Origin of the sequence: Nocardiopsis lambiniae, from assembly GCF_031845465.1 — a bacterium.
Lineage (GTDB): Bacteria > Actinomycetota > Actinomycetes > Streptosporangiales > Streptosporangiaceae > Nocardiopsis > Nocardiopsis lambiniae.
Map to the genome: position 1 here is coordinate 877,633 of NZ_JAVREP010000001.1, position 24,878 is coordinate 902,510.

Annotated in this window: 19 protein-coding genes and 1 tRNA gene; 16 read left to right on the plus strand and 4 right to left on the minus strand. The window is 72.2% G+C overall.

Annotation, left to right across the window (positions count from 1 at the left end; translation table 11 throughout):
* Positions 1-37: 37 nt before the first annotated feature.
* Positions 38-880, minus strand: coding sequence for a TrmH family RNA methyltransferase (locus RM479_RS03835; RefSeq protein ID WP_311510296.1), 843 nt, complete (start codon positions 878-880; stop codon positions 38-40).
* 70 nt (positions 881-950) lie between these two features.
* Positions 951-1,622: a hypothetical protein gene (locus RM479_RS03840; protein ID WP_311510297.1), complete on the minus strand. Its 672-nt coding sequence runs from the start codon at positions 1,620-1,622 to the stop codon at positions 951-953.
* Between the two features lie 482 nt (positions 1,623-2,104).
* Between RM479_RS03840 and RM479_RS03845 the strand changes: the two genes are divergently transcribed.
* The 8 genes from RM479_RS03845 to RM479_RS03880 all read left to right on the plus strand — a co-directional run bounded on the left by RM479_RS03845 (position 2,105) and on the right by RM479_RS03880 (position 11,302).
* Positions 2,105-3,847 (plus strand): substrate-binding domain-containing protein, encoded by a 1,743-nt coding sequence (locus tag RM479_RS03845; protein WP_311510298.1) that lies wholly within the window; start codon positions 2,105-2,107, stop codon positions 3,845-3,847.
* Between the two features lie 414 nt (positions 3,848-4,261).
* Positions 4,262-6,016, plus strand: a complete 1,755-nt coding sequence (locus RM479_RS03850; protein ID WP_311510299.1) for a substrate-binding and VWA domain-containing protein — start codon at positions 4,262-4,264, stop codon at positions 6,014-6,016.
* A gap of 210 nt (positions 6,017-6,226) precedes the next feature.
* A complete protein-coding gene (locus tag RM479_RS03855; RefSeq protein WP_311510300.1) occupies positions 6,227-6,835 on the plus strand; it encodes a hypothetical protein in 609 nt (202 codons plus the stop codon).
* 100 nt (positions 6,836-6,935) lie between these two features.
* Entirely contained in the window at positions 6,936-8,714 is a 1,779-nt protein-coding gene (locus RM479_RS03860; protein WP_311510301.1) for a DUF2510 domain-containing protein, read from the plus strand.
* Between the two features lie 79 nt (positions 8,715-8,793).
* On the plus strand, positions 8,794-9,432 hold the full coding sequence (gene orn / locus RM479_RS03865; RefSeq protein WP_311510302.1) for an oligoribonuclease: 639 nt from the start codon (positions 8,794-8,796) through the stop codon (positions 9,430-9,432).
* Between the two features lie 67 nt (positions 9,433-9,499).
* A tRNA-His gene (locus RM479_RS03870) sits at positions 9,500-9,575 on the plus strand.
* Between the two features lie 13 nt (positions 9,576-9,588).
* Positions 9,589-9,807, plus strand: coding sequence for a hypothetical protein (locus RM479_RS03875; protein ID WP_311510303.1), 219 nt, complete (start codon positions 9,589-9,591; stop codon positions 9,805-9,807).
* A gap of 574 nt (positions 9,808-10,381) precedes the next feature.
* On the plus strand, positions 10,382-11,302 hold the full coding sequence (locus RM479_RS03880; RefSeq protein WP_311510304.1) for a type IV toxin-antitoxin system AbiEi family antitoxin domain-containing protein: 921 nt from the start codon (positions 10,382-10,384) through the stop codon (positions 11,300-11,302).
* Between the two features lie 619 nt (positions 11,303-11,921).
* Here RM479_RS03880 and RM479_RS03885 read toward each other — a convergent pair.
* Positions 11,922-12,395 (minus strand): NUDIX hydrolase, encoded by a 474-nt coding sequence (locus RM479_RS03885; protein ID WP_311510444.1) that lies wholly within the window; start codon positions 12,393-12,395, stop codon positions 11,922-11,924.
* A gap of 586 nt (positions 12,396-12,981) precedes the next feature.
* Here RM479_RS03885 and RM479_RS03890 point away from each other — a divergent pair.
* On the plus strand, positions 12,982-14,226 hold the full coding sequence (locus tag RM479_RS03890) for a metallophosphoesterase family protein (RefSeq protein WP_311510305.1): 1,245 nt from the start codon (positions 12,982-12,984) through the stop codon (positions 14,224-14,226).
* A complete protein-coding gene (locus RM479_RS03895; RefSeq protein WP_311510306.1) occupies positions 14,223-17,885 on the plus strand; it encodes an AAA family ATPase in 3,663 nt (1,220 codons plus the stop codon). The genes RM479_RS03890 and RM479_RS03895 overlap by 4 nt, the downstream gene beginning before the upstream one ends.
* A 98-nt stretch (positions 17,886-17,983) precedes the next feature.
* Here the strand turns inward: RM479_RS03895 and RM479_RS03900 are convergent, their stop codons facing one another.
* Positions 17,984-18,469, minus strand: coding sequence for a hypothetical protein (locus RM479_RS03900; RefSeq protein WP_311510307.1), 486 nt, complete (start codon positions 18,467-18,469; stop codon positions 17,984-17,986).
* Positions 18,470-18,576: 107 nt separating this feature from the next.
* Between RM479_RS03900 and RM479_RS03905 the strand changes: the two genes are divergently transcribed.
* The 6 genes from RM479_RS03905 to RM479_RS03930 all read left to right on the plus strand — a co-directional run bounded on the left by RM479_RS03905 (position 18,577) and on the right by RM479_RS03930 (position 24,836).
* Positions 18,577-19,623: an AraC family transcriptional regulator gene (locus tag RM479_RS03905; RefSeq protein ID WP_311510308.1), complete on the plus strand. Its 1,047-nt coding sequence runs from the start codon at positions 18,577-18,579 to the stop codon at positions 19,621-19,623.
* A 284-nt stretch (positions 19,624-19,907) separates the two neighbouring features.
* A complete protein-coding gene (locus RM479_RS03910) occupies positions 19,908-20,990 on the plus strand; it encodes an ABC transporter substrate-binding protein (RefSeq protein WP_311510309.1) in 1,083 nt (360 codons plus the stop codon).
* Positions 20,987-22,732: an ABC transporter permease gene (locus tag RM479_RS03915; protein ID WP_311510310.1), complete on the plus strand. Its 1,746-nt coding sequence runs from the start codon at positions 20,987-20,989 to the stop codon at positions 22,730-22,732. The genes RM479_RS03910 and RM479_RS03915 overlap by 4 nt, the downstream gene beginning before the upstream one ends.
* Positions 22,729-23,901 carry an ABC transporter ATP-binding protein gene (locus RM479_RS03920; RefSeq protein ID WP_311510311.1) on the plus strand — a complete coding sequence of 391 codons (1,173 nt, stop codon included), beginning with the start codon at positions 22,729-22,731 and terminating at the stop codon, positions 23,899-23,901. Before RM479_RS03915 ends, RM479_RS03920 begins: the two co-directional genes overlap by 4 nt.
* Entirely contained in the window at positions 23,885-24,361 is a 477-nt protein-coding gene (locus RM479_RS03925; RefSeq protein WP_311510445.1) for a cob(I)yrinic acid a,c-diamide adenosyltransferase, read from the plus strand. Before RM479_RS03920 ends, RM479_RS03925 begins: the two co-directional genes overlap by 17 nt.
* A 79-nt stretch (positions 24,362-24,440) precedes the next feature.
* A complete protein-coding gene (locus RM479_RS03930) occupies positions 24,441-24,836 on the plus strand; it encodes an NUDIX hydrolase (RefSeq protein WP_274807517.1) in 396 nt (131 codons plus the stop codon).
* Positions 24,837-24,878 lie beyond the last annotated feature (42 nt).

The following is a 24,878-nucleotide window of genomic DNA, read 5'->3' on the forward strand; positions in this document are numbered from 1 at the left end:
TGACGGCGCGGGTGTCCGCCGACACACTATCGACCGGTCAGGGTCCGCCCCGGTGGACCCGCACGCCCGCGCCCCCGCGATGGGTCAGCTCGTAACAGGCGATCGCCGCGGCCGCGGTGACGTTGAGGGAGTCCACGTCGCGGCCGGACATGGGGATGTGCACACGGGCGTCGGCCCGTTCCAGCCAGCGCGCGGAGAGCCCGTCGCCCTCGGTCCCCAACAGCAGGCCCACGCCCGTGTCCGGGTCGACGGCGGACATCGCCTCCCGCAGCGGGCGGGAGTCCTCGCCGGGGGTGAGCGCCATGAGGTGGAACCCGGCCTCGCGCAGTTCGTCCAGCCCCCCGTACCAGTCGTCGAGTCGGGTGTAGGGCAGCGTGAACACGGCGCCCATGGACACCTTGACCGACCGCCGGTACAGCGGGTCGGCGCAGCGCGGGGCCAGGACGACGGCGTCCACGCCCAGTCCGGCGGCGCTGCGGAAGATCGCCCCGACGTTGGTGTGGTCCACCAGGTCCTCCAGGACGACGATGCCCCGTGCCCCGGCCAGGACCTCATCGAGGGAGGGGAGCGGCCCGCGGTGGAAGGCGGCCAGGGCGCCCCGGTGCAGGTCGAAGCCGACGAGGCGCTCGGCGGTCTCCTCCTCGACCAGGTACAGGGGCGCGTCGACGTCGAGGTCGGCGAGCGCCTCGGCGCGCCGTCGGGTGAGGAGGAGGCTGCGCGGCGCGTAGCCGGCGGCCACGGCCCGGCGGATGACCTTCTCCCCCTCGGCCATGAACAACCCGTGCTCGGCCTCCAGGTGGCGGCGCAGGTTCACGTCCCGTAGACGGGTGTAGTCGGCGAGCCTGGGGTCGGCGGGGTCGTCGATCTCGATGACGTGCATGGTCGACGATTATCCCCGGTCACGCCCGTGCCCGGCACGGGGCCGGGCACGGGCGGATGATCGGTCGGCGCTACATGATCCGGTCGGTGAGGGGGCGCAGCCGCTGCCAGCGGGCCTCCTCGCAGGAACCCTTGCGGTTGAGGGTCGTCTCGATCTCGTGCCCCTCCCAGACGCCCACGATGACGGCCTCCTGGGGGCCGTACACCTTGTCGGTGCACACGGTGCCCTGACTGACCTCGGTGAACAACGCCTCGCTGCCGGGCAGGGCGGCGGTCGTGGGTTCGACGGTGATCCCGGCGATCTCCTCGGGGGTCTGCTCGTCGGAGCCCTCTTCCTCCGCTTCCCCTTCCCTGTCCTCACCGGCGCTGGGGTGCTCGGCGCTGCCGCCGGGCTCGCCTTGGAACTCCGCGGCGATGGCGGCCAGGTCGGCGCAGGCCGGCGGGTCCAACTCCGCGTCGCCTTCGCACACCAGGGTCTGCACCCAGGCCCGGTCCCGATCGCTGACCTGGATCTCCAGCACGCCGATCGGGCCTCGCGGGGCGCTCGTCCCGTCGCCCTCGGCCTCGACCTCCAGACCGGCCAGGTCGGGGCTGAGCGCGGTGGCGGCCTGCACGTCCTGTTGCGGCGGCAGCATCGACGGGCCGACGATCACCCCATAGGCGACCGCGCCGGCGCAACAGGCACCGGCGAGCAGACCGGTGCCGAGTGATCCTCGGCGCCGTTGATCACGAGCATGGGACATGCGAGAACCCTCGGGGGTCGTCGGTCACAGGAAGGTCCGCCGCGTTCGTCGGCACCCGGGGGGAGCGTGTGCACGGATGGACTCCAGGGGCGGTGCCCCAGCCTAACGGGAAGACGGTGATGCTCCTCGGTGAGCACCGTAACAAAGAGATCACCCACTCCGGTCGGAGGGCAGCGTGTCGGCCGCGGGTCGCGGGGCCGGTCGGAGAGCGTTCCGCGCGTTCCCGGTGGCCCTTCCGTTCCCGCGTTACCAACGAGTAAGGTCCAAGTGACGATGGCGGAGAGTGGCTCAGGTCATATGGGGTCGTAGGGTGGACGTCCTTTCGCCCTCTATGACGTCACCGGGCGCGCGGTGGTTCACGCTCCCCCGTTCGGGGTGCCCGGCGGCGCACCCCATGTCACCGTCCCCATGTCCGCGCCGACTCCCCGCGCACCCCGCCCGCCCCCGCGGGGACCGGCCGCAGCAACGCCCCCGGAGTGCCCGTGTCCACTGGACGCCATCGACTTCCCTCACCGACCGTCACGACGACCCGCCGACTGGTCCGGTCCCCCCTGGGGATCAGCGCGGTCGTCGTCGCACTGGTCGTGGCGGCCGCGATCGCCGTTCCGGTCGGGATCGGCATGCTCGGTTGTGACGAGACCCGCTACCTGCGGGTGTCGGCCACCCAGAGCCTGGCCCCGGTCCTGCGCGAGGCGGCGACCGAGTTCAACTCCGCGCGCCCCTCCTACAACGGGGACTGCGTGTACGCACAGGTGGACGAGATCGCGCCGCACCGCATCATGGCCGCCCTCGCCGGCGGATCGGGGGCGGACTCCACCATCACGCCGCACGTGTGGGTGCCCGAGTCCTCCGCCTGGGTCGAGCTGACCCGCATGTCCGCGGGCGGCACCCACGGCATCGAGACCGCCCCGCCGTCGCTGGCCGCCTCCCCCGTGGTCCTGGCCGCGCCGGAGGGCACCGAGGGCATGCCCGACCCCGACGACACCGGCTGGACCCTGGTGCTGCCCGGCGAGCGCGATCCGCAGCGGCCGCTGGTCATGGTCGACCCCAACCGCGGGGCCGACGGCATGACGGTGATGCACGCGGTCCGCCGGCACCTGGGCTCGGGGGACGCCGCCGACACCGCCATGACCGACTTCGTCCGCGACGTGCAGACGGACAGCGCCTTCGGCGAGATCGACCTGGCCACCTTCTTCACCGGGGCCACCCTGAGCGGGGACCGGCCGGCGCCGGTCATCGTGGTCCCCGAGCAGGCCGTGGTGTCCTACAACGCCTCGCGGCCCGGGGCCGCGCCGTTGTTGCGGGCCCATTACCCCGAGGAGGGGACCGTCTCCCTCGACCACCCCTACGTCACCACCACCGACGACCCCTCCCTGCGCTCGGCCGCCGCGGATCTGTACGAGGTGCTGCGCGACGACGCGTACCGCGACCGGATGCGGGAGCTGGGCTTTCGCGATCCGGGCGGGACGGCATCGGCCGCCCTGTCGGCGCGGCCCGGCATCATCGCCGACGACCCCGTCGTGCACGGGGACCTGACCGGCGACGCGCTGCTGGCCTCGGTCACCGACTGGAACCGTCTGTCGATGCCCAGCCGCACGCTGGTCCTGGCCGACGTCTCGGCGAACATGGCCGAGGACCTCGACGGCGAGGACGGCCCGACCCGGATGGAGGCCGCCAAGCGCGCCGCGCTGATGGGGCTGGCGCTGTTCCCCGACGCCACGGACATGGGCCTGTGGCTGATGTCGGAGGACCACGGGGAGAGTGGCCGCGAGGAGGCCGCCGACATGCACCGGCTGGGCGACGCCGAGACGGGTGAGGAGACCACCCGACGCCAGGAGCTCATCGAGATCGCCGAGACCATCGACGTGCACGGCGGCGGCTCCCGACTCTACGACAACATCCTGTCCGCCTACGACGAGGTCCAGGCCGTCTACGACGAGGAGAAGATCAACAGCGTCATCCTGTTGACCGCCGGCCGGGACGAGGGGTCCAGCGACCTGTCGCACGGGGAGCTGGTGGCGGCCCTCCAGGACCGGTTCGAGCCGAATAGGCCGGTGAGCCTGTTCATCATCGCCTTCGGTGAGCAGGCCGACCGGGAGGAACTGCGCGACATCGCGGCCGCCACCAGCGGTTCGCTGTTCGTGACCGACGATCCCGACGAGATCGGCGACATCTTCCTCAGTTCGATCTCGCGGCGGTTGTGCGTGCCCGACTGCGACAACTGAGGCCGGGCGCGGCCGAAGGATCCGTCCTCGTCCCGGTCCGCACCGCGCTCGGGGTCGGGGGCCGAGGAGGCCCGGAAGCATCTCGATTCGATATCGGAATCGATTTTCGGTCGGACCGCTTCTCCGAGTACGCCGCTTTCGATCAGGACCGGATCTCCCAAGGTGAAGGGCGATGCACAGGGGTGCGGGACGGATCACGTCCGCCCCGGGTCCGACCGCTCCGGTCCGGTCGGGCCCCACCCGCTCCGACCGGTTGAGTACCGTTCCCACCAGTAACACACCTATGACCGATCCGCCGATCCTTCGGCGCCGGTCCACCGATCCGCCCGTATCGTCCACCTACGGGCCCCTCCTGAACGCCGTCATCCCCCTTGTACGACATTCGTCCGTACACACCACCCCGTGAGGAAAGCTGTGGGACGTCACCGCGGAAGATACGCAGAAGAACCCTCCGGTCGGTCCAGGCGCCGTCGCGGTCGCGGCGGAGCCTTCGCCGCCCTGGCCGCGGCCCTCGTGATCGTGGTCGGCCTGGCGGGCGTGGGCGTGTACATGTTCGGCAACTCCGACGGGTGCGGCGGTTCCGACATCCAGCTGGACGTGGCCGCCAGCCCGGAACTGGCTCCCGCCGTCGACGCGGTCGCCCGGGACTTCAACCTCACCGAGACCGCCGTCGACGGCCGTTGCGTACACGTCGAGGTCCGCCAGGTCGACTCCGCCAACGTCGCCTTCGGCATCACCGGCGCGGGCGCCACCATGGGCGACACCGACTCCGACGTGTGGATCCCCGACTCCTCAGTGTGGCCGCGCCTGGTCCAGAGCCAGTCCGGCGACGCCGTCATCACCGACACCGGCACCTCCGTGGCCCGCACCCCGCTGGTCGTCACCGAACTCGCCGCATACGCCGCCGAGGGCGACGAACCCACCACCTGGATGGACGTCGTGCCCACCACCGCTCCCGGCGAGCAGGCCGAGCACACCGTCCGGGTCGTCGACCCGGCGCGCAGCTCCACCGGGCTGGGCACCCTCTACCTGCTGCACGGCGCCCTGAAGGAGGCCAGCCCCGACAACGACACCTTCAACGCCACCATGACCGCGGCCCTCCAGGCGCTGCACCGCGGCGCCTCCGCCGACGAGGAGGCGGCCTTCCTGGCGCTCAGCGGCGGCGGCGAGGAGGCCCCGCCCATCATGGTGATGTCGGAGCAGGCCGCCTGGCGCTACAACACCGCCCACAGCGACACCTCCGTCCGGGTCGACTACCTCGAAGACGGCACCTATTACCTGGACTACCCCTACATCGTCCGCACGGAGGACGGCGAGATCACCCGGGCCGCCGAGGCGTTCCGCACCGCGATCCGCTCGGACGAGGCGCGGCAGCACATCCTCGCCGAGGGTTTCCGCGGCCCCGACGACGAGGTGGACACGTCGCTGCTGGCCGCCGAACACGGGTTCCAGGAGACCGCCCCCGAGGAACTGCCCGCCCCGTCCGAAGGTTCCATCACCGACCTGACCCTCACCTGGAACCAGATGAAGATGGACTCGCGCGTGCTCGCGATCGTCGACGTCTCCGGGTCGATGCTGGCCGAGGTCCCGGGCACCGGGATGACCCGCATGCAGGTGACCGGCGCCGCCGCCACCCAGGGTCTGGAGATGTTCTCGCCCAGCTCCGAGCTGGGTCTGTGGAAGTTCTCCACCGACGTCAACAACAACCTGCACTACCAGGAGGTCGCGCCGGTCCGCGAACTCCAGGCCGCCGCCGACGACGGCACCGAGCAGCGCGAGATCCTGGCCGGGTCGCTGGCCTCGCTCCAGCCGCTGCCACAGGGCGACACCGCGCTGTACGAGACCTACCTGGCCGCCTACCAGGAGATGTCGCGGACCTACCGGCCCGACCGCAACAACGTCATCCTCATGCTCACCGACGGGGACAACGACAACCCCGGCGGCATGGAGCTGGACGAGCTGCTGTCGCAGATCGACGCCATCGCCAGCCCGGCCCGACCGATCCCGATCATCACCATCGCGTTCGGTCCCGACGTGCAGAACCTGGAGCCGCTCCAGCAGATCGCGGCGGCCACCGGCGGTGCCGCGTACATGACCGAGGACCCCACGGAGATCGGTGACATCTTCATCCGGGCGTTCTCCCTGCGCATCTCCGACCCGGAGGAGTGAGTCCGGCCGGACGAGCGCCCGTGGGGGCGGGGACCGTGTGCGGTCCCCGCCCCCACGGCGTTCCCGGGATCCCGGGGGAAGCGACGGCGGTCCCCGTCGTGGAACCGGAGGTGACAAGACCCTGTCCCCGAAGGGAAGCACTATGGACTTCTCGACCGGGTTGGCGTACCCAGAGAGGACCCGGACGCGAAGAACCGTGAGGGGAATGCCATGGCGAACGCGTGGATGCCCGAGGCCGAACGGATCGACGGCGGCGACGCGCACGCGTCACGCGGGATCGGCGCACCGCGCGCCGTGTGGACGGTGACGGGCGCGGACCCGGACGCGTGGTCCGCGCGGGAGGAGGCCCTCCGGCTGGTCGCCGAGGGACGGACGGTGCACCTGGTGTGGAACCCCTTGTCCGGGCGGATCGCGCAGATCCTGCCGGCGACCCGGCGCGGGACCCCGGCGGTGGGCGTCGACCACGTGTACGGGAGTCACGTCGACCACGGTGACGAGGGGCGGGTGTGCCTGGTCGTCGCGGTCGTCGGCCACACCGGGGAGCCGTTCACCGAGGGGCCGATGCGCGGTCTGGCGGCCGTCCTGGACTGGCTCGACTCCTGGGGGGTCCGACGCGATTGGCCGGCGGGGCCCCCGGGGGTCGACCTTCCCACCGAGGCGCGGGCGCGGGAGTGGGCCCGGGGCGGGCACTTCGGCCACGACCAGGTACCGGGTTCGACCGACCCCGGCCCGGGGCGTCTGGACACCGTCACGCTGCTGGCCACCGGCGGCCACCGGCGGGATCGACACCCGGAACTCGCACCCTCCGTCACCGCCTGACCACCCCTCGGATCGATGCGGCGAAGGCGGGCCCGCGCGAAACCCACGAAGGGGGTTCCGCTGGTCGAGCACAGTTCCGAAACCCCTTAGTCTGACCCCCATGGGTGGATCTATCGAGCCGGGTTGGTACGCGGACCCGCAGGGCGACGCGCAGACGCTCAGATGGTGGAACGGCGAAGAGTGGACGCGGCACACCCGCTCCCTCGACGAACTCCAAGGTGGGACCGGGGGCTCCGACGACGAGGAGGCCGCCACCACCTACCTCGGCGGGCCCGGAGGCCGCCCGTCCCCTGACGACGACGAGCCGGGCACCGTCCGCCTCGGCCCCTCCCCCGGGGCCGACGACGACATGGGCACCATGCGCATCGACCCCTCCTGGGCCCGCGACGCCGCACGGCCGGCCCCGCCCGTGGACGACGAACCGAGCACGGTCCGCATCGGCCCCTCCACCCCCGGCCGGGACCGCACCCCGCCGAACGCCCCGGCGGACGATGATTCCGGCACCGTCCGCATCAACCCCACCTGGGCCTCCCCCTCCGACGAGGAGCCCACCGCCGACCTCAACGACGGTGCCACCGTCCGCGTCTCCCCCGGTTCCGTCCGCCCCCCGGCCGACGTCGACGACGGCGCCACCGTCCGTGTGTCCCCCGGCGACCTCCCCGGTCACGACGACGAGTCCCCCACCGCCGACCTGAGCGGCGACGACATCCCCACCTCCGACCTCACCGACTCCGACCTCGGCCGTGCCCCGGGCACCAAGGTCTTCGACCCGAACGAGGCCGGACAGGCCCCGCGCACCGCCGTCTTCGACCCGGACGAGTTCGGGGAGGCCCCGGGCACCAAGGTCTTCACCCCGGGAGGCGAGGCGGGCGGCACGGCCGTCTTCGACCCCGACGACCCGATGTTCTCGGGCGGCGCCTCCGACGAGGAGGAGGGGGACGACCGCAAGGGCGGGCGCTTCAACAAGCTCCTGGGCAACATCAAGGAGGGGTGGAGCGACCTCTCCGAGGAGCGCAAGGAACAGCGCCGCCAGGCCGAGGAGGAGGCCGCCAAGCGCCGCGAGGAAGAGGCGAAGCGCCAGGCGGAGGAAGCGGCCAAGCGGGCCGAGGAGGACCGCAGGCGCGCCGAGGAGGAGTCCGAGCGCCAGGCCGAGGAGGCCGCGCGTCGCGCCGAGGAGGAGCGCAACCGCCCCGCGCCGCCGCCGGAGGCCGCGGCCACTCCGAACACGCCGGACGCGCCCGCCCAGGGCACCCCGGCCGTTCCGGGCACGCCCGCGCCGGGCACCCCGTGGACGCCGGGCCGTCCCGACCCGGCCCGCCAGGCGCCCCCGCCCTACCCGGCGCCCCACTCCGGCGCCCAGCCCGGCTACCCGCCCAGCGGCCCCCAGCAACGGGGCGCGCTCCCGTCGGGCCCGCAGCAGGGGTACCGCCAGGGCCCGCCGCCACACCCGGGCGGCTACGCCCCGTCGTTCCCGCCCCCGCAGCAGATGAACCGGCCCCCGGCGCACCCGCGGCAGGGTCCCCCCATGCCACCGCCGCACCCGATGAACCGCCCGCCGCAGGGTCCCCCGCCCGGCTACCCGCCGACCGGCCCCCGCGCCTCGGCCCCGGGCGGCCCGCCCATGCCGGGCGGCCCCCAGCAGCCCCCGTGGGGCCCGCCGCCGGCGCACCCGCCGCACCGGCCCTACCCGCAGCAGCCACCGCAGCAGAGGAAGAAGAAAAAGGGCGGCTGCGGTTGCGGCTGCTTCACCTTCCTGCTGATCTTCCTCATCCTCGGGTTCCTGGCCTACCTCCAGTTCTGGGACATCTGGGACTGGATGTGGGCGATCTTCAACGTCGGGGCGCCTCCCGGCGGTTCCGACCCCTTCATCTGGGACTGACGTCCGCGGGGGCGCCCCTCACCGGAGCGCCCCCGCCGCGTGTCCGGGCCCTTACGCGAGAACCCCTAAGCTGACCGTTATGAACGACTGTTTGGTGTGGATCGACTGCGAGATGACGGGCCTCGACTTCGAGAACGACGCGTTGATCGAGGTGGCCTGTCTGATCACCGACGGGGAGCTCAACATCCTCGACGAGGGCATCGACGTCGTGATCAAACCCCCGCAGGCCGCACTGGACGCCATGGGCGACTTCGTCCGCGACATGCACACCACCTCGGGCCTTCTCGAAGAACTCGACAAGGGCGTGACCCTGCACGAGGCCGAGGACGCCGTCCTGGAGCACATCCGCCGCTACGTGTCCGAACCCCGCAAGGCCCCGCTGTGCGGCAACTCCATCGCCACCGACCGCACCTTCCTCGCCCGGGACATGAAGCGCATCGACGACTTCCTCCACTACCGGATGGTGGACGTGTCCTCCATCAAGGAGCTCCTGCGCCGCTGGTACCCGCGCGTCTACTACGCGAGCCCGGAGAAGAACGGCGGCCACCGCGCCCTCGCCGACATCACCGAGAGCATCCGTGAGATGCGTTACTACCGCGCCGCCGCGTTCGTCCCCGAACCCGGCCCGAACTCGGCCACCGCCCGCGCCATCGCCGCCGACGTGGTCGCCGGCGGCACCGGTCGCGTGGCGCCGCGCGACGACTCCCCGGAAAACTGATCGAAGCACTCTCCCGAGTCCGCTAAGCTTTCATACGTACGCAGGGCCGCGAGGTCCGGCGGACGTGGTGGGTGTAGCTCAGCCGGTAGAGCACTTGGTTGTGGTCCAAGAAGTCGCGGGTTCAAGTCCCGTCACTCACCCCACAGGCTTAAGCCCTTGACCAGCGCAAACGCGCAGCGGTCAGGGGCTTTCGCGTTCCCGGGGGCGCACCGGCGGGTGCACGGGCCCACCGCCCCGCGCAGGCTCCCCGAACCCGCCGAGCGGTTCCTCACCGCCCTGGAGTACGAGACCAGGGCGAACCCGGCCGACGACGACACCGGCGAGGAGGAGATCTCCCTCAAGGACGGAGAACGCGCCCGAGCCGGTGACCGGTGACGAGCACACCCGGCACGAAGGGGACCTCATCGCACCGGTGGAGTCTGCCGGTGTTGGTCGCTCACGCGTTCGTGGCACTCTGCCTTCTGGCCGGGTTGCGCCTGCGTCCGCCCCGGTCGGGGATGGTGGCGCTGTCCTGCAACGAGATCGTCCGCTCGACGCACGCCCTGTTCGCTGCCTGGCACAGTCCCGGACCCGCGCCTGGTCGGTGTTCAGACGTTCTCACCAGTCGCTGCCGATAGACCACCACAGCAGACGAGCACCTTCGGAACCACGACAAACAGCAGCGCAACGCCATTACCGACAAACTCCACCCATCCTCCCTTCCTCCGTGATCTTGCTACCAGAGGCGGGTTCAGCGCTGAAATCGCCTCTGGTAGCAAGATCACGGAGGAAGGGGGGAGAGTTATCCACAGGCTGACAGGAGAGGCTCGCTTCCTGAAGGAATCCGCCGCACGGTAAAGGAATGAACCCTTCCGATCCAGACCGCCGTCTCCCCAGCCAGCAGCACACAGGCCCCAGTCGGCGGGCAGCCACCCGGCGAAGTCCCCGTTCCCCGCACCGGCCCCCGCCCGTGCCCGGCAGCGCGCTCAACCTCGCCGCCCGCCAACACGGAGTAATCGGCTGGGACCAGGCGCACCGCGCCGGCATCACCAAGAGCGATGCCCGCCGTCTCATCCGCAACGGCACGTGGGGGCACCCGCACACCGGGGTCTACACGGTCCGGGATCTCATCGACCGTTCCAACACCGACACCTACATTCGCTCGGTGACGATGGCCGCCCAACTGGCGCTCGGCCCGCACTCCTTCGCCGGCGGAGAGACCGCGGCACGCCTCTGGGGAGTACAGGGCCTTCCACCCTGGGACGGCCACACCGTCCACATGGTCATCCCCGCGCTCGGGGCCCAGCGCCACCATCACCGCATCACCCTGCACTCCTGGCGGACATCCCCCGAAGAAGTCACCGCCCTCCACGGCATCCGCCTCACCGATCCCGTCAGAACACTGCGCGACACACTGCTCCGAGTGGACCGGGAAACCGCGGTCTGTCTCATGGACTCGGCGCTACAGCGAGGACTCATCCTCGAAGAGGACATCGAAGGGCTGGAACTCGCCAACCGAGGGCGCAAGGGGTGCGTACGGGTACGTTCCTGGTGGCCCTTGGCCGATGGACGGGCCGAAAGCCCACTGGAGACCCGTGTACGCCTGATATGCGTGGACGGAGGAATGCCTCCCACGGACCTGCAACGCCGTTTCCTGGACGGCCACGGGCGGACCATCGGCATCGCCGACTTCTGGTGGGAAGAGCAACGACTCATCGGCGAAGCGGACGGGCTGGGGCCGCACAGCCTCCCCCAGGCCCTGCTCAGGGATCGGGAGCGGCAGAACGCCCTCCAACGCTGGCATCCGGATGTACGCATCGTCCGTTTCACCTGGCAGGACCTGAAGCGCCCCCAGTACATCCTGGCCTCGATCGCCCGCTCAGAGGCATAACCCCCTCCCCCCAGCCCGTGATCTTGCTACCAGAGGCGAGTTAAGCGCTGAAATCGCCTCTGGTAGCAAGATCACGGGGAAGAGGGACTGCCCCAGGGGTTCGGCGTAGGCGCACGGGATGGTCTCGCCGATGTCGTGGTCGTCTGTGAGGGACATCCGAGTGCTCCAGACTCCGTAGGCGTGCACGAACCGCAGGGAATCCGTCGGCACGGTACGAACCCGGCCCGCTCGGAGCACCAGGGCACGCGCGTGGCGGTCGTCGCGCCGCACCTCGTCCAGAACCGACTGAGTGGTCAGGCGCTCGCGGCCCTTGACCAGATCACCGGGGACGTCCGGACGGTCGGCTTTGGCGGCATGCAGCAAAGGGGAGGCATCGAACAGGAAGGGCCCGTCGAAGGAGGTCGACCCGACCGCTTCCGGATCGGGCGGTCCCGGTGCAGTGAGTCTCCGGTGCGCCGGCGGGTGCACGGCCCCGATGTTCCGCCGGTGGAGTGCGCACCGCCGACCGGCTCGGTGACCATCGGGGCCACCCCGGCTCAGGCCTGTGCCACCCGTGCCCCGAAACCACCGATGCCCCCGACCTCTCCCGGGTACGCCCCGGACCTGGGGGGCACCGGCCTCACGACGTCCTTCCGTCCTCGTGTTCCAGAAGGGCGACCAGGCCGTGGAGATCGCCCCGGACGAATTCCGCGAGCGACGGCGGCAGGAGCCGGACGGTGGCCAGGGCATCGCGCGTGGCGGGAACGCGGACCACGTCGTAGGTTCCCCGCCCGGGATCGTCGAACTCCGGTCCCGTGCGGGCGGACGGGTCCATCGAGACCAGCCGGGCGACGAAGACGTACTGGAGCCTGACACCGCCGGGCACCTCCTCGGTGAGGAGGAGGACCTGTCGGACCCGTTCGATCCGGCCGCCGAGCTCTTCGGACACCTCACGCCGCAGAGCCGCCTCGACGCTTTCGTCCTCCGGTTCGATTCCTCCTCCGGCAGTGGTCCAGTACGGCTCCTGGCCGGGCCTGGTGCGCTTGATGAGCACCAGTCGCCCTTCGCCGTCGAAGAGGAGCGCGCGGGCACTCCGTTTGACGATGTGCTTCATGACCACCGGTTCTCGGTTTCGACGTGCCATGTCCGAGGGCTCCGTCCGGGCGTCGAGCCTCTCATCCTCGTCCTCACCGTCCTCACTGTTGATCGAGGGCCTCGGCGTGTACCGGCTTCGGACCCCGCCGATGGTGCTCACCCCTCCCGGGGCCGGTTCCGGAGAGCGGCGCGTCGCCGGCGCGTGGGACCTGACGGAGCACTCCCCGTACGTGTACTTCGACGTCCGGTTCGGCAACGCCACCGGCAGCCCCGTCGACCTCACCCACCTCTCCGTCCACCGCCAGGTCGGCGAGAAGGGCCGCACCGCCACCGCCGGCCACCGCCGGCCATGGCTGCGCCCCGCCGGGGGAGGACTCCCACCTCCATGTCGAACTGACGCTCAGCGACCGGGAGGAGGTGGACGACCACGTGCGCGAGACCGTCTCCTTCGTCGGCGACGTCGCCTGACACGGGACCGTTCCAGGCCCGCCCTCCGCGGCGGGGTCGGAACGCCGTCCGAAGGCCCCTGCGATTCGGGGAAAACGGAGTGGACGCAGTGGCCCCTGTGAAACCCTGTAATCCGCCCCCTGAGGAGGAGACCCCTCGTGAAACTCCTGCACGCCGCGGACCTGCACATCGACAGCCCCCTGCGCGGCCTGGACCGCTACCCCGGCGCTCCCGCCGAGCACCTGCGCAACGCCACCCGCACCGCCGTGGACAACCTCGTCTCCCTGGCCCTGGAGGAAGAGGTCACCGCGGTCCTGCTGGCCGGTGACATCTACGACGGCTCGTGGCGGGACGTCAACACCGGCCTGTACTTCACGAAGCAGATGCGCCGACTGCGCGAGGCCGACATCCGGGTCTTCATGATCTCGGGCAACCACGACGCCGAGAACAAGATGACCATGAGGCTGACGCTCCCCGACAACGTGCACCTCTTCCCGTCCGAGAGCGCCGACAGCTCCATCCACGAGGACCTGGGGCTGGCGGTGCACGGGCAGAGCTTCGCCCAGGCGAAGGTGACCGACGACCTGGCCGCGGGATACCGTCCGGCGGCTCCGGGGCTGTTCAACGTGGGTCTGCTGCACACCTCGCTGAACGGCCGTCCCGGACACGACCGCTACGCCCCGTGCAACCTGGAACAGCTCGTCGACCACGGCTACGACTACTGGGCACTGGGCCACATCCACAAGCGCGAGGTCGTGCACGGGGACGGCGTGCACGTGGTCTTCCCCGGCAACACCCAGGGGCGGCACGCCGGTGAGACCGGCGACAAGGGCTGCACCCTGGTCACGGTGGACGGCGCGGGGGCGGTCGAGGGTCTGGAGCACCGCGACCTTGACACCGCCGCGCGCTGGCACGAGGTGCGGGTGGACATGACCGGCGCACTCGACCTGGACGACGCCTGCCACCTGGTCGAGCGGGATTTGCAGCGCCGAGTGACCGACCACGCCGTGGACGGCCGCGTGGACGCGGTGCGGGTGGTCGCCGTCGGCGCCGGCGAGGCGCACTCGGCCCTGCTCACCCGGCGGGAGGAGTTCACCGCCGAGGTCCGGGGGCTCAGTCAGGACTACCCGTCGGTGTGGATCGAGAAGGTCCGCGTCGACACCTCGCGCCCGCGCGAGCGGGTCGCGTCCGAGCGGTTCGCCGGGCTCGTCGCGGACGTGCGCGAGGAGGCCGCGCGGCTGGCCGACGACCCCGAGCGGGTGCGGGAGGTCCTCGACGGCGCCGGCCTCCGGGGAAAGCTCCCGGCCGAGGTCCGCACGTCCTTCGAGGAGGACGGGTGGGCCGAGCGCATGGCCGGCGGCGCGGCGGACCTGCTGGTGGCGATGCTGGAGGAGTCCCGATGAGGATCGAACACCTGGACCTGACCGCCTTCGGCCCGTTCACCGACCTGTCCCTGAACCTGTCGGGTCCCGGAGTCCACCTGGTCTACGGGCCCAACGAGGCCGGGAAGACGTCCGCGCTGGCCGCCCTGCGGTCGCTGCTCTACGGCATACCGCACAGGACGCCGTTCGGTTTCCTGCACGGTATGTCCAGGCTGAGACTGGGCGCGGCGCTGGGCAACGGTTCCGGCGAGACCCTGGAGGTCGTCCGGCACAAGCGGAACAGGAACCCGCTGACCGCACCCGACGGGACCCCCGTCTCCGAGGGGGAACTGCTGGGGTTCCTCAACGGCGTCACCGAGGAGGTCTTCACCACCGTCTTCGCGCTGACCCTCACCGAACTCCAACGGGGCGGAAAGAACCTGATCCGGGGTGAGGGGGACATCGGCCAGGCCCTGTACTCGGCCCGGTCCGGACAGGACACGGCGGCCGTCCTCAAGGCCCTGGAGGAGCGCCGGCGGGAGCTGTACCTGCGCACCGGCTCCGTTCGGCTGCTGAACACCGCGCTGAGCGAGCACAAGAGGGTCGCCGCCGAACGCACCCGGGCGTCGACGGCGACCGAGGAGTTCCTGCGCCTCCAGGACGCCGTGCGAAACGAGGAGAAGGTCTTCTGGGAGGAGGACGACCGGCTCAAGGAGAAAGAGGCCGCGTATCACCACTGGAAGTCCCTGAAGTCGGCGCTGCCCTCCCTGCGCACCCGGCGCCGGGCCTTGGACGACCTTGCGGAGATCACCTCCCGGGGCCCGTTGGCCGACGCGCACGCCGGGGAGCTTCTGGACGGGTTGGAGAAAGACCTCGAACTGGGTGAACAGCAGCGCGGGCGGGAGGAGGAGTCGCTGGCGGCGCACCTGGGCGAGCTGGCGGAACTGCACGTCGACGAACGGCTGTCGAGGGTGCGGGAGGACGCCGACGCCCTGGTCCGGTCCGTGGAGGCGGTCGAGGAAGCGGCACTGGAGCTGACCGAGCGCACCCGGCGGGCCGGGGAGCATCGGGCCCGGGCCGAGCGACTGCTGCGGAGTGTCCGCCCCGGCGCGGACCTCGACGACTCCGGTGTCCCGCGGGTGGCCGAACCGACCGCCGAACGCCTCGTCGAACTGGCCAGGGCCCACCCCGGCCTGCGGACCCGGGTCGACGACGCCCGCCGGCAGGCCCACGACCAGGCGCGGGCGCTGGACCGTGCCCGTGCCGACCTCGCGGACCTCCCCGAGGGTGTGGAGGGGGGCGCGCTGGCGAGCGTGGTCGCGGAGTTCCCCTCCGCCCTCGTCGCGGACCTGGAACGGGCGTACGGGGAGGAGGCGAAGGCGGCGGCGCGATTCGACGCCCTGGTGGCGGAGTTCGGCCGGGAGGCCGAAGCCGCGGTGGAGGACCTACTGTCCGCGGCCGTGCCCGACAAGGCGGGGGTCTCCGCCCACCGGGACCGGTCGACCCGGCACACCGCCGAGGTGGAGAACGCCGAGTCGGCACTCACCAAGGCGACCCGGGAGCTGAGCCGTGCCCGGGGGAAACTGGAATCGCTGCGCGCCCAGGAGGACCCTCCCACCGTCGGTGAACTCCAGCGCGCCCGGCAGGAGCGGGACGGGCTGTGGCGGCGGATCCGGGAGGGGGACGCCGAGAGCGGGCTCGCCCTGGACTTCCAGAGCGCCCTGGTGGAGGCGGACCGGCTCGCGGACCGGCTCCGCGACTCCGCGAAGGCGGTCGCCGACCGACTGACCCTGGAGAACAAGGTCCGCGAACTGGAGCAGGACCTGTGCGAGCGCGGTGAGGACCTCGACGCCCTCACCACCCGGGGAACGGAGCTGGAGCGGGAATGGGAGGCGATGTGGCCCGCCGCCGGAGTCCCGGCGCCCGACCCGAACGAGGCCGGGGCCGTCCTGGACCGCCTGGACGAGCTTCGCACGCTGCACGGCGAGCGCGACGAGCGGCGGCGGTCGCTGGCGGTGCTGGAAGAGTCGGCCCTGACCCTGACGGGGCAGCTCGTCGACCTGCTCACCGCCGCAGACGCCCCGGTGGAGACCTTGGACGTGCGACCGCGGACCGGGGCCGCCGCCGTCGTGGTCCTTCCGCAGTTGAAGGCCCTGGCCCAGGAGGAGATCGACCGCCGCCAACAGGTCGCGCAGCAGAATGCGACCGCGCAGGCCCTGGTCGGGGCCGCGGAGAAGGATCTGGAGAAGGCGCTCGGCGAGCGGGAACGGGCGGAGGAAGAGGAGGCCGCGTGGTCCCGGGAGTGGGACGGGGCCGCCACCGCCGCGGGGTTCGCCCCCGGCGCGGACCCCGAGGAGGTGCGCGCCGGCCTGGACCTGCTGAAGGACGCCGCCACGGTGTGGGACCAGGCCCTCACGGAGGAACACGAGGCCGACCGGGCGAGGCGGCGGATCGCGGAGTTCGACCTGCGCTTGGCCGCGGTCTTCGACACGTGCGGCCGTGTGCCGTCGCCCGAGCGCACCGAGCGTGTCCTGGCTCTGGAGGAGCTTCACCGCGAGGCGGAGGCGAACGCCGCCACCGCGAAGAGGCGCGAGGAACTGGCGGACACCGTCGCGGCGGATGAGGCCGCACTCGTCCGGTCTCGCGCGGCACGGGACGCGGCGCGGGAGAGGTTGGACGCCCTGCTGGCCGAGAACGGTGTCGACGCCCCGGCCGGGCTGCGCGCGGCGGTCTCCCGGGCCCGCGAGGCGGAGAAGGCGCGCGACCGCGTCCGCCAGGCCGAGGAACAGCTCGCCGAGCACGGCGAGGTCGAGGCCCTGGAGGAGCGGGCGCGGCACCTCACCGACGCCGAGATCGCAGGGCGTGTCGAACAGGCCACGCGGGACCTGGCGGAGGTGCGGGGGCGGCGCGACCGGGCCACCGTCCGGCACGCCGACGCGCGCAACGCCCTGGCCCGGATCGACGGCACCGCCGAAGCGGCCCGACTGGCCGAGGAGGAGGCCGCCCTCACGGGGCGGATCGCCGACCAGGCCGAGGAGTACGTCAAGGTGACGCTCGCCCGGCGGATGCTGCTGGACCGGATGGAGGAGTACCGCAAGCACAGCCAGGACCCGGTCCTGCGCAGGGCCGAGGAGCTGTTCGCGTTCCTGACCCTGGGGGAGTTCCCCCGCCTGCGGCCGGACCTGGACGAGAACGGCGTCAACGTCCTGCGGGTGGAGCGCCGCAACGGGGACACCGTGAACATCGGGGAGCTGAGCGAGGGCACCGCCGACCAGCTGTACCTGGCGCTGCGGCTGGCCTCCCTGGACCACTACGCCGAGGCGGGGCAGACCATGCCGTTCATCGTGGACGACGTGTTCATGACCTTCGACGACGAGCGCGGGGCGGCGGCGCTACAGGTCCTGGACGGGATGTCCGACCGCTTCCAGGTGGTGGTGTTCACCCACCACGCCCACCTCGCGGAACTGGCCGAGCGGGCCCTGCCGTCGGGCCGGGCCCACGTGCACGAACTGCTCCGGTACACGCCTGCGGCGCGCGGCGGGGCGGACGGGGCCGCCCTTCCGGAGGCGGCCTCCGAGGAGGTGTCCGGACGCCGTGCTCCCGGAGGGTCGGGGGAACGGATCTGCAAGAGCTGCGAAGAGCCGTTCACCCACACCGGGCGAGGACGTCCCCCCGTCCGCTGCCCGAACTGCCGGGGGTGACGGTGCCCGGCCCCCGGGCAGCGCACCCGCGTTGGCTCGGCGGGGATCACCGGCCCGTCCCGCCGCCCGGACGACGTGTCACCGCCCCTGCGGCCGGGTCACCCTCTCCTTCGACGTGGGATCCACCGCTCGCCCGGTACGCCGGTCTCGGCCGGTGCCCCGTGCCAGGGCTCGCGGCGTCGGATCAGGTCGCCGACCAGGGCGCGCCAGGGGATGATGACGACGAACGGGACCGCGAAGGCGCAGGCGAACAGCGTCTCGGTGACCTCCGGGGTCAGGGCGTCACGCGACCACAGCGGCACGGCGACCACGAGCACCCAGATCGCCTTCCACAGCACCTCGAACACGAGCACGGCGACCATCCGCACCGGTGCGAAGAGCCCGGCGATCGCGAGGAGTTGCAGGGCGCACAGCACGGCGTCGAAGGCCCCGTCGATGACGGGACGGTCGGGTCCGGACGCCAGCAGGCGCGGCCAGGCGGTGAGTCCGAGCCCGACCACCAGGAGCAGGTGACAGGCGCGCAGCAGGTTACGGCGCAGGGGGGTGATCGTGTCGGTCGTCGCCGACGTGGTGGAAGCGTTCATGCGGCCAGTCTTGTCACCGCGCTCGGGGGCCGGAATGATCTGCGGTGTCAGGATCCCTGATCCTGCGGGTCAGGGTTCTCCCGGGCCCCGTCGCGAGGAGGAGCGAGGTGCAGCGGGCCACGATCGCGGCCGGTCTCGTCGCCGGGCTGTTCACCTACGCCGAGCGGCACGGTGCCGACCCGGACGCGCTCGCCACGGCCTCGGGTGTGTCCCGTGAGCAACTGCGCGACCCGGACGCGCGTGTCCCGTTGCCGCGCTACCTGGAACTCGTGCGCGCCGCACGCGTCGCCCTCGACGACGACGCCCTGGCGCTCCACTACGGGGCCGAGGTCGCGATGGCCGACGTGTCGATCGTGGGTCTGGTCATGGAGGCCGCCCCCGACATGGCCGCCGCCCTGCGGCAGCTCCAGCGGTACGGACGTCTCGCGGTCGAGGTCGAGGCGGGTGACGGCGGTCCGCGGTTCGAGCTCGAACGCCTCGGGGACCGTCTGCTGCTGGTCGAGCACGGGCCGGTGGGACCCGGCACGGAGTTGTCGGAGGAAGCGGTCGCACGTCTGGTCTGCGGTCCACGGCGGTTCCTGGACCGTCCCCACGTGCTGCGCGTGCGCCTCACCCGTGGAACGCCGGAGTGCGCGGCCGAGTACGAGCGCGTGCTGGGGTGTCCGGTCCGGTTCGGCGCCCGGCGGACCGAGATCGAACTCCACCCCGAGGTGGGTTCCTGGCCGGTGGCGCGGCACCCCCGCTATGTCTTCGGCGTCCTGCGGGAGAAGGGGGACGCGCTGCTGGCCCGGCGTCCGCCGCCGGAGAGCTTCCGGGAGCGGGTCGAGGAGGTCGTGCGCACGGTGGTGCACGAGGGGGATCTCGGCGCGGACGCGGTGGCGGCCCGGCTTCATTGCAGTCGCTCGACGTTGTCCCGCCGGCTGCGCGCGGAGGGGACCGGTTTTCGTCAGGTCGTCGACGACGTGCGCCGCGACCTCGCGATCGCCTACCTTCGGGCGGGCCGGACCTCCGTGGGCGAGGTCGCCTACCTCGTGGGGTTCTCGGACGCCGCCTCCTTCTCGCGGACGTTCCGGCGCTGGACGGGGCAGCCGCCCGGACGGTTCCGGGAGGGCGTGGCGGGTGCGGCGTCGGCCGCTCGGCGTCCCCCCGCCTGAGCCGTCCCGTCGCGGCCGGCGCGCCCTCTCCACCCTCTCCCGTTCCCTGACCGTGCCCCGGCCGGTCCCCAGGCCGGGGGCGCCGGGCCCCTCCCGCCGGAGGCCGCGCACCAAGATGAACAACGGGTGAACCACGGGCCGCCGGATCCTCCTCGCAGGCACGGGACGTCGTCGGATCGTCGCCTCGGACTCGTACGGGGGACGGTCGGCGCGGGCGTTCCGTTCAGGACCGTCGGCCAAGGTGAGGCGTGCCGGACGGTCATCCCCCGAGAGGAACCACCACCATGTCCCACACCGAACGCACCGCCGCCGCCACCCTGGCCGGCCTCCTCGCGCTCGGCCTGAGCGCCTGCGCCCCGGGCGGGCAGGCCGCCGAGACGAACGGCGCCGACCTGCTCCCCTCCTCCGAGTGCGCCGTGGAGGACGGAGCCCTGCGGGTCTACCTCAACCCCTGGGGCTCCACCCTCAGCGACCGTTTCACGGCGGACACCGGTGTCACCACCGAGATCGCCGACCTGGGCGGTGGCGAGATCCTGGCCCGGATCGCGGCGGAGGCCAACAACCCGCAGTGGGACGTGGTCGTCCTCGACGGCCACGGCAGCCTGGAGTCGCTGCGTGAGCAGGGCGCCCTGCTGAGCGGTCACCCGCTGGAGAACCTGGGCAACCTCGACGAGGACGGCGCGGCCCTGGCCCCGGAGGACGGGTCCTGGGTGCCGATCAGCCGGCACGCGGCCGCCGTCATCGCCTACAACACCGACCGGATCGACCCGGACGAGGCGCCGGGCCGCTGGTCCGACCTGGCGGATCCCGCCTACGCGCCGATCGGCATGGCCGATCCCGCCGTCGCGGCGCCGGCCTACCCGATCGTCTCCTGGTTCTTCCAGGACCTCGGCCGCGATGAGGCGGAGGACTACTTCGGGACGCTGATCGACAACGGTCTCAACACCTACGAGAAGAACGGCCCGGTGGGACAGGCCCTGGCCTCCGGCGAGGTCCCGGTGGCCGCGCTCCAGGAGCAGAACGTGTACGGCCTCATCGACTCCGGCGAACCCGTCGACTTCGTGTGGCCGGAGGAGGGCGCCCCGGGTGTGGTCCGGGCGGCGGCCATCAGCGAGCGGACCCCGCGCCCCTGCGCGGCGCAGAAACTCGTGGACTGGCTGCTCACCCCGGAGGCCATGGGCCACCTCATGGCCGAGGGCGGTGACGACGGGATCATCAGCCCGCTCGTGTCGGGGACGGACACGTCGAGCCTGCCCGAGACCCGTCCCGAGGACGGGGAGCTGCTCGTCACCGACGCGGTCTTCGCCGCCGAGAACGAGGCGGACGTCAAGAACTGGTTCGCCGAGCGGTCGGTCCAGGGCCGGTGACGTCCCTCCTGGAGCGTCGGCGGGCGAAGGCCGGTCCCCGACCGACGCGGCGCGTCTCCCCGGAGAACGCCCTGGGCTGGTTCATCCTCGCCGTCCTGTTCGTCCTCGTCGGGGCGCCCCTGGTGCTCGTCCTCGCCCAGGGGGTGGCCCCCGGCCTGGGTCTGGCCCGTGACTGGACCGTGCGGCCGGGACTCCTGGGCGAGATCGCGCGGCGACCGCTGTGGCAGACGAGCCTGGTGAACTCGCTGACCCTGGCCACCGGAGCGATGCTGCTCGGCGGCGCGCTCGGGACGGGGCTGGCCCTGCTGCGCCACACGGTCGCCTTCCCCGGGGCGCGGCTGCTCGACGTGGCCGCCTGGGCCCTCCTGGTGAGCCCGTCCTTCGTCCTGGCCCAGGGCTGGGTGCTCTTCGCGTCGCCGAGCGGGGTGGCGGTGGGCACCCTGGGGGTGGATCCGTCGTCCCTCGTCTTCTCGCCGACCGGACTCGTGGTCATCACGAGCCTCATCAAGTACCCGTTCGCCTACCTGGCCACGTCGGCGGCCCTGCACTGGGACGACGGCTCCTACCGGCAGGCCGCCGCCCTGGCGGGGGCGCGCCCGTGGACGGTCCTGCGCACGGTGCGGATCCCGCTGCTGACCCCGGCCGTGGCCTCCGGCGCCATCCTGGTCTTCGTCGACGTGCTCGGTGACTTCGGCCTGCCCGCCGCGCTCTCGGCGGCCTACTCCTACCCGACGCTGCCGTACTCGATCTACGCCTCGGTGCGCCAGAGCCCGGTCAGCTTCGAGCTCGGCGGGGTCCTGTCGTTCTACCTGGTGGCCATCATCGGCGCGGCGATCCTGCTCTACATCCGGATCCTGCGCGGCTCGCGTTATGACTTCCTCACCGGAGCGGCCACCCGGGTCCCGCCGCCGCCCGCGCGGTACCCGTGGCTCTGGTCCGGCCTCACCGCCCTCGTCCTGGCGATCACGTTCGGGGTGCCCCTGGGCACCTCCCTCCAGGTCTCCTTCAGTCGGACCCTGCACGGCGGCCCCGTGCCGGACAACCTCACGCTGGAGCACTACGCGGACATCTTCTCGGCGGGTTCGAGGATGTCCGAGGGCATCGTCAACTCGCTGACGATCGCGCTGGCGGCGGCCACCGTCACCACGGTCCTGGCGTTCCTCATCGGCGTGGTGCTCACCTTCACGGGCTTTCGCGCCCGCTTCCTCATCGATGTCGCGGGCACCGTGACCCTCGCGATCCCGGGCATCGTCCTGGCCGTCGGCTACATCTTCCTGTGGAACCAGCCGTTCCTCGCGGGTGTGGGCCTGGGCCTGTACGGACGGGCGGAACTGCTCGTCCTGGCGGGGACGGCCACCGCGCTGCCCATCGCCGTGCGCCTGCAACTGGGGGCCCTCGCGCAGGTACCGGCGAGCCTGCTGAACGCGGCGGCGCTGAGCGGGGCACGCTTCCCCACCCGGCTGCGCACCGTGTTGGCGCCCCTGATCGCACCGGCGCTCGTCTCGGCCTTCGCGGCCGTGCTCGCCTCCGGGATCTTCGATCTGGCGGCGACCACGATGCTCGCGCCGCCCTCCTTCACGACGCTGCCGGTCGAGATCCTGGCGGAGTACGACCGTGGCCGGTACGGCTACGCGACGGCGGGCGCCGTCGTCAGCGCGGTGCTCGTGATGGTGCTCGCCGCCGTGTCATCCGTCATCGGCCGCCGACTCCTCGGCGGTCCTACCCACGGGAGTGGAGCATGATCGACCAACGGCATACGGCGCCGCTGAGGCTGCGCGGGCTCGGTATGCGGTACGGGACCGGGGCGTGGGCGCTGCGCGGTGTCGACACGACGGTCCCGGCGGGCCGGACCCTCGCCGTGCTCGGTCCCTCGGGTTGCGGCAAGTCGACCCTGCTGCGGCTGGTCGCCGGGCTGGAGACCCCCGGGGAGGGGGAGGTGCTGCTCGGTGACCGCGTCCTCTCGGCGCCCGGCTCGACCGTGTCCCCCGAGTTCCGTGACATGGGGATGGTCTTCCAGGACTACGCGCTGTGGCCGCATCTGCGGGTGCGCGACATCATCGGCTACGGGCTGCGCCACGGGGTGCACCGGACCTCGGCGGGAGAGCGCGGTTCCCGGGTGGCGGAACTCGTGGGGTTCCTGCGCCTGGACGGTCTGGAGGACCGCCGGCCCGCCGAGCTCTCCGGCGGCCAGCGACAGCGGGTGGCGATCGCCCGCGCCCTGGCCACCCGTCCCCGGCTCCTGCTCTTCGACGAGCCGCTGTCCAATCTCGACTCCCAGCTGCGCGGGGAGATGCGCGAGGAACTCGCCCTTCTGCTGCGCCGCCTGGGCACCACGGCCCTGTACGTCACGCACGACGTGAGCGAGGCCCTCGCCCTGGCCGACCGGGTCCTGGTCCTGCACGAGGGCCGCACGGTCCAGGACGCCTCCCCCGAGGAGGTCTTCGGGCGCCCGGCGAGTGGCTGGGTGGCCGACCTGGCCGGTTTCTCCTCACGGATCGAGCCCGACGCGGTCACCGTCGAGGACGGCCGGGCGGTGGCGACGGTGGGCGGATCGCGGTTCGTCGGCCGTGCCTGCGGCGAGGACGTGGGGGGCGGCGGACCCGCGGCGTACCTGCATCCGGAGGCGGTGCGGCTCGGCGAAGGGCCGGGCGCCCTGCCCGCCGTGGTCGTGTCGAGCGTCTTCGAGGGGCGCCACCACCGGGTGCGGGTGCGGGTCGGCTCGGCGGGGACCGTCCTGCTCCACTCCGTCTCTCCGCACCGGCCCGGTGACCGGGTGGGTCTGGAGATCGAGCCCGATGGGGCGGTGATCTTCGGCGGGACGGCGGAACCCCACCCGTTAGGATCGACGCGTGCGGCACAGAACCAGGTCGGCGGCCCCGAGGAGCGGCATCGTGATGCTCTTCAGCGGTGAGGGTTGGGGCAAGAGCTCGGCCGCCCTGGGGTACGCGGTGAGATCCGCCGGCCACGGCTGGCCGACCACGTTCGTCCAGTTCGTCAAGGGCGGCGCCTGGAACGCCGCGGAGGCCGCCGTGAGCGCCACCGCCGGTATCCGCTGGCCCGTCTTCGCCCCCGGTCTCACCTGGGGGGCGGAGGACCCGCGCGCGCTCTGCGACCGGGCGTGGGCGGCGGCCGTGGAATCCCTGCGCTCGGATCCGCCGGGGCTCGTCGTCCTCGACGAGATCACCCACGCCGTCGAGCACGGATGGTTGGAGGCCGCCAGGGTCGCCGAGGAGATCCGCGGCCGGCACCCCCTCACGAGCGTCATCCTCACCGGACGCGACGCCCCCGAACCGCTGTGCGCGGTGGCCGACACCATCACCGGTTTCACACTCGTCAAGCACGAGTCCAAGAAGGGCATCCTCGACCCCTGACGGGGTCCCTCCCCCACGTCACCCGAAACCCCAGGGCCCGGAGCCGCCGCGGCCCTGCCGACCATGCCACGAGGACACCGTGAACGCATCCCTGACCGCCGCGGGTGGTCTCATCAGCCGACCCGGGGACTCCGGACCGGAGTTCGTCGTCATCCACCGCCCCCGATACGACGACTGGTCGTTCCCCAAGGGCAAGGTCGATCCCGGCGAGACCCTGGAACAGACCGCCCTGCGCGAAGTGTGGGAGGAGACGGCGCTGCGCTGCCGGCTCGGCCGGCGGCTCGGCTCCATGAGCTACCCCGGCAAGGTCGTGCACTACTGGTCCATGACCGTCGAGGAGGCCGACGTGTTCGAGCCGTCGGAGGAGGTCGACGCGGTGCGCTGGGTCCCGGCCTCGGAGGCGGAATCACTGCTCAGTCACCCTCAGGACCGCGAACTGCTCGGCCTCTTCCTGTCGCTGCGAGCCGTCGAGTGAGGGGCGGGAGGGGGCGCGCACCGGGGCGGGGGTGGTCACGGG

What these genes read in the sequence shown, in the direction of transcription:
- RM479_RS03835 (WP_311510296.1), bottom strand. Translation starts at nt 880, where the DNA reads ATGCACGTCATCGAGATCGACGACCCCGCCGACCCCAGGCTCGCCGAC.
- RM479_RS03840 (WP_311510297.1), bottom strand. Translation starts at nt 1,622, where the DNA reads ATGTCCCATGCTCGTGATCAACGGCGCCGAGGATCACTCGGCACCGGT.
- RM479_RS03855 (WP_311510300.1), top strand. Translation starts at nt 6,227, where the DNA reads ATGGCGAACGCGTGGATGCCCGAGGCCGAACGGATCGACGGCGGCGAC.
- RM479_RS03860 (WP_311510301.1), top strand. Translation starts at nt 6,936, where the DNA reads ATGGGTGGATCTATCGAGCCGGGTTGGTACGCGGACCCGCAGGGCGAC.
- orn (WP_311510302.1), top strand. Translation starts at nt 8,794, where the DNA reads ATGAACGACTGTTTGGTGTGGATCGACTGCGAGATGACGGGCCTCGAC.
- RM479_RS03885 (WP_311510444.1), bottom strand. Translation starts at nt 12,395, where the DNA reads ATGAAGCACATCGTCAAACGGAGTGCCCGCGCGCTCCTCTTCGACGGC.
- RM479_RS03895 (WP_311510306.1), top strand. Translation starts at nt 14,223, where the DNA reads ATGAGGATCGAACACCTGGACCTGACCGCCTTCGGCCCGTTCACCGAC.
- RM479_RS03900 (WP_311510307.1), bottom strand. Translation starts at nt 18,469, where the DNA reads ATGAACGCTTCCACCACGTCGGCGACGACCGACACGATCACCCCCCTG.
- RM479_RS03910 (WP_311510309.1), top strand. Translation starts at nt 19,908, where the DNA reads ATGTCCCACACCGAACGCACCGCCGCCGCCACCCTGGCCGGCCTCCTC.
- RM479_RS03920 (WP_311510311.1), top strand. Translation starts at nt 22,729, where the DNA reads ATGATCGACCAACGGCATACGGCGCCGCTGAGGCTGCGCGGGCTCGGT.
- RM479_RS03925 (WP_311510445.1), top strand. Translation starts at nt 23,885, where the DNA reads ATGCTCTTCAGCGGTGAGGGTTGGGGCAAGAGCTCGGCCGCCCTGGGG.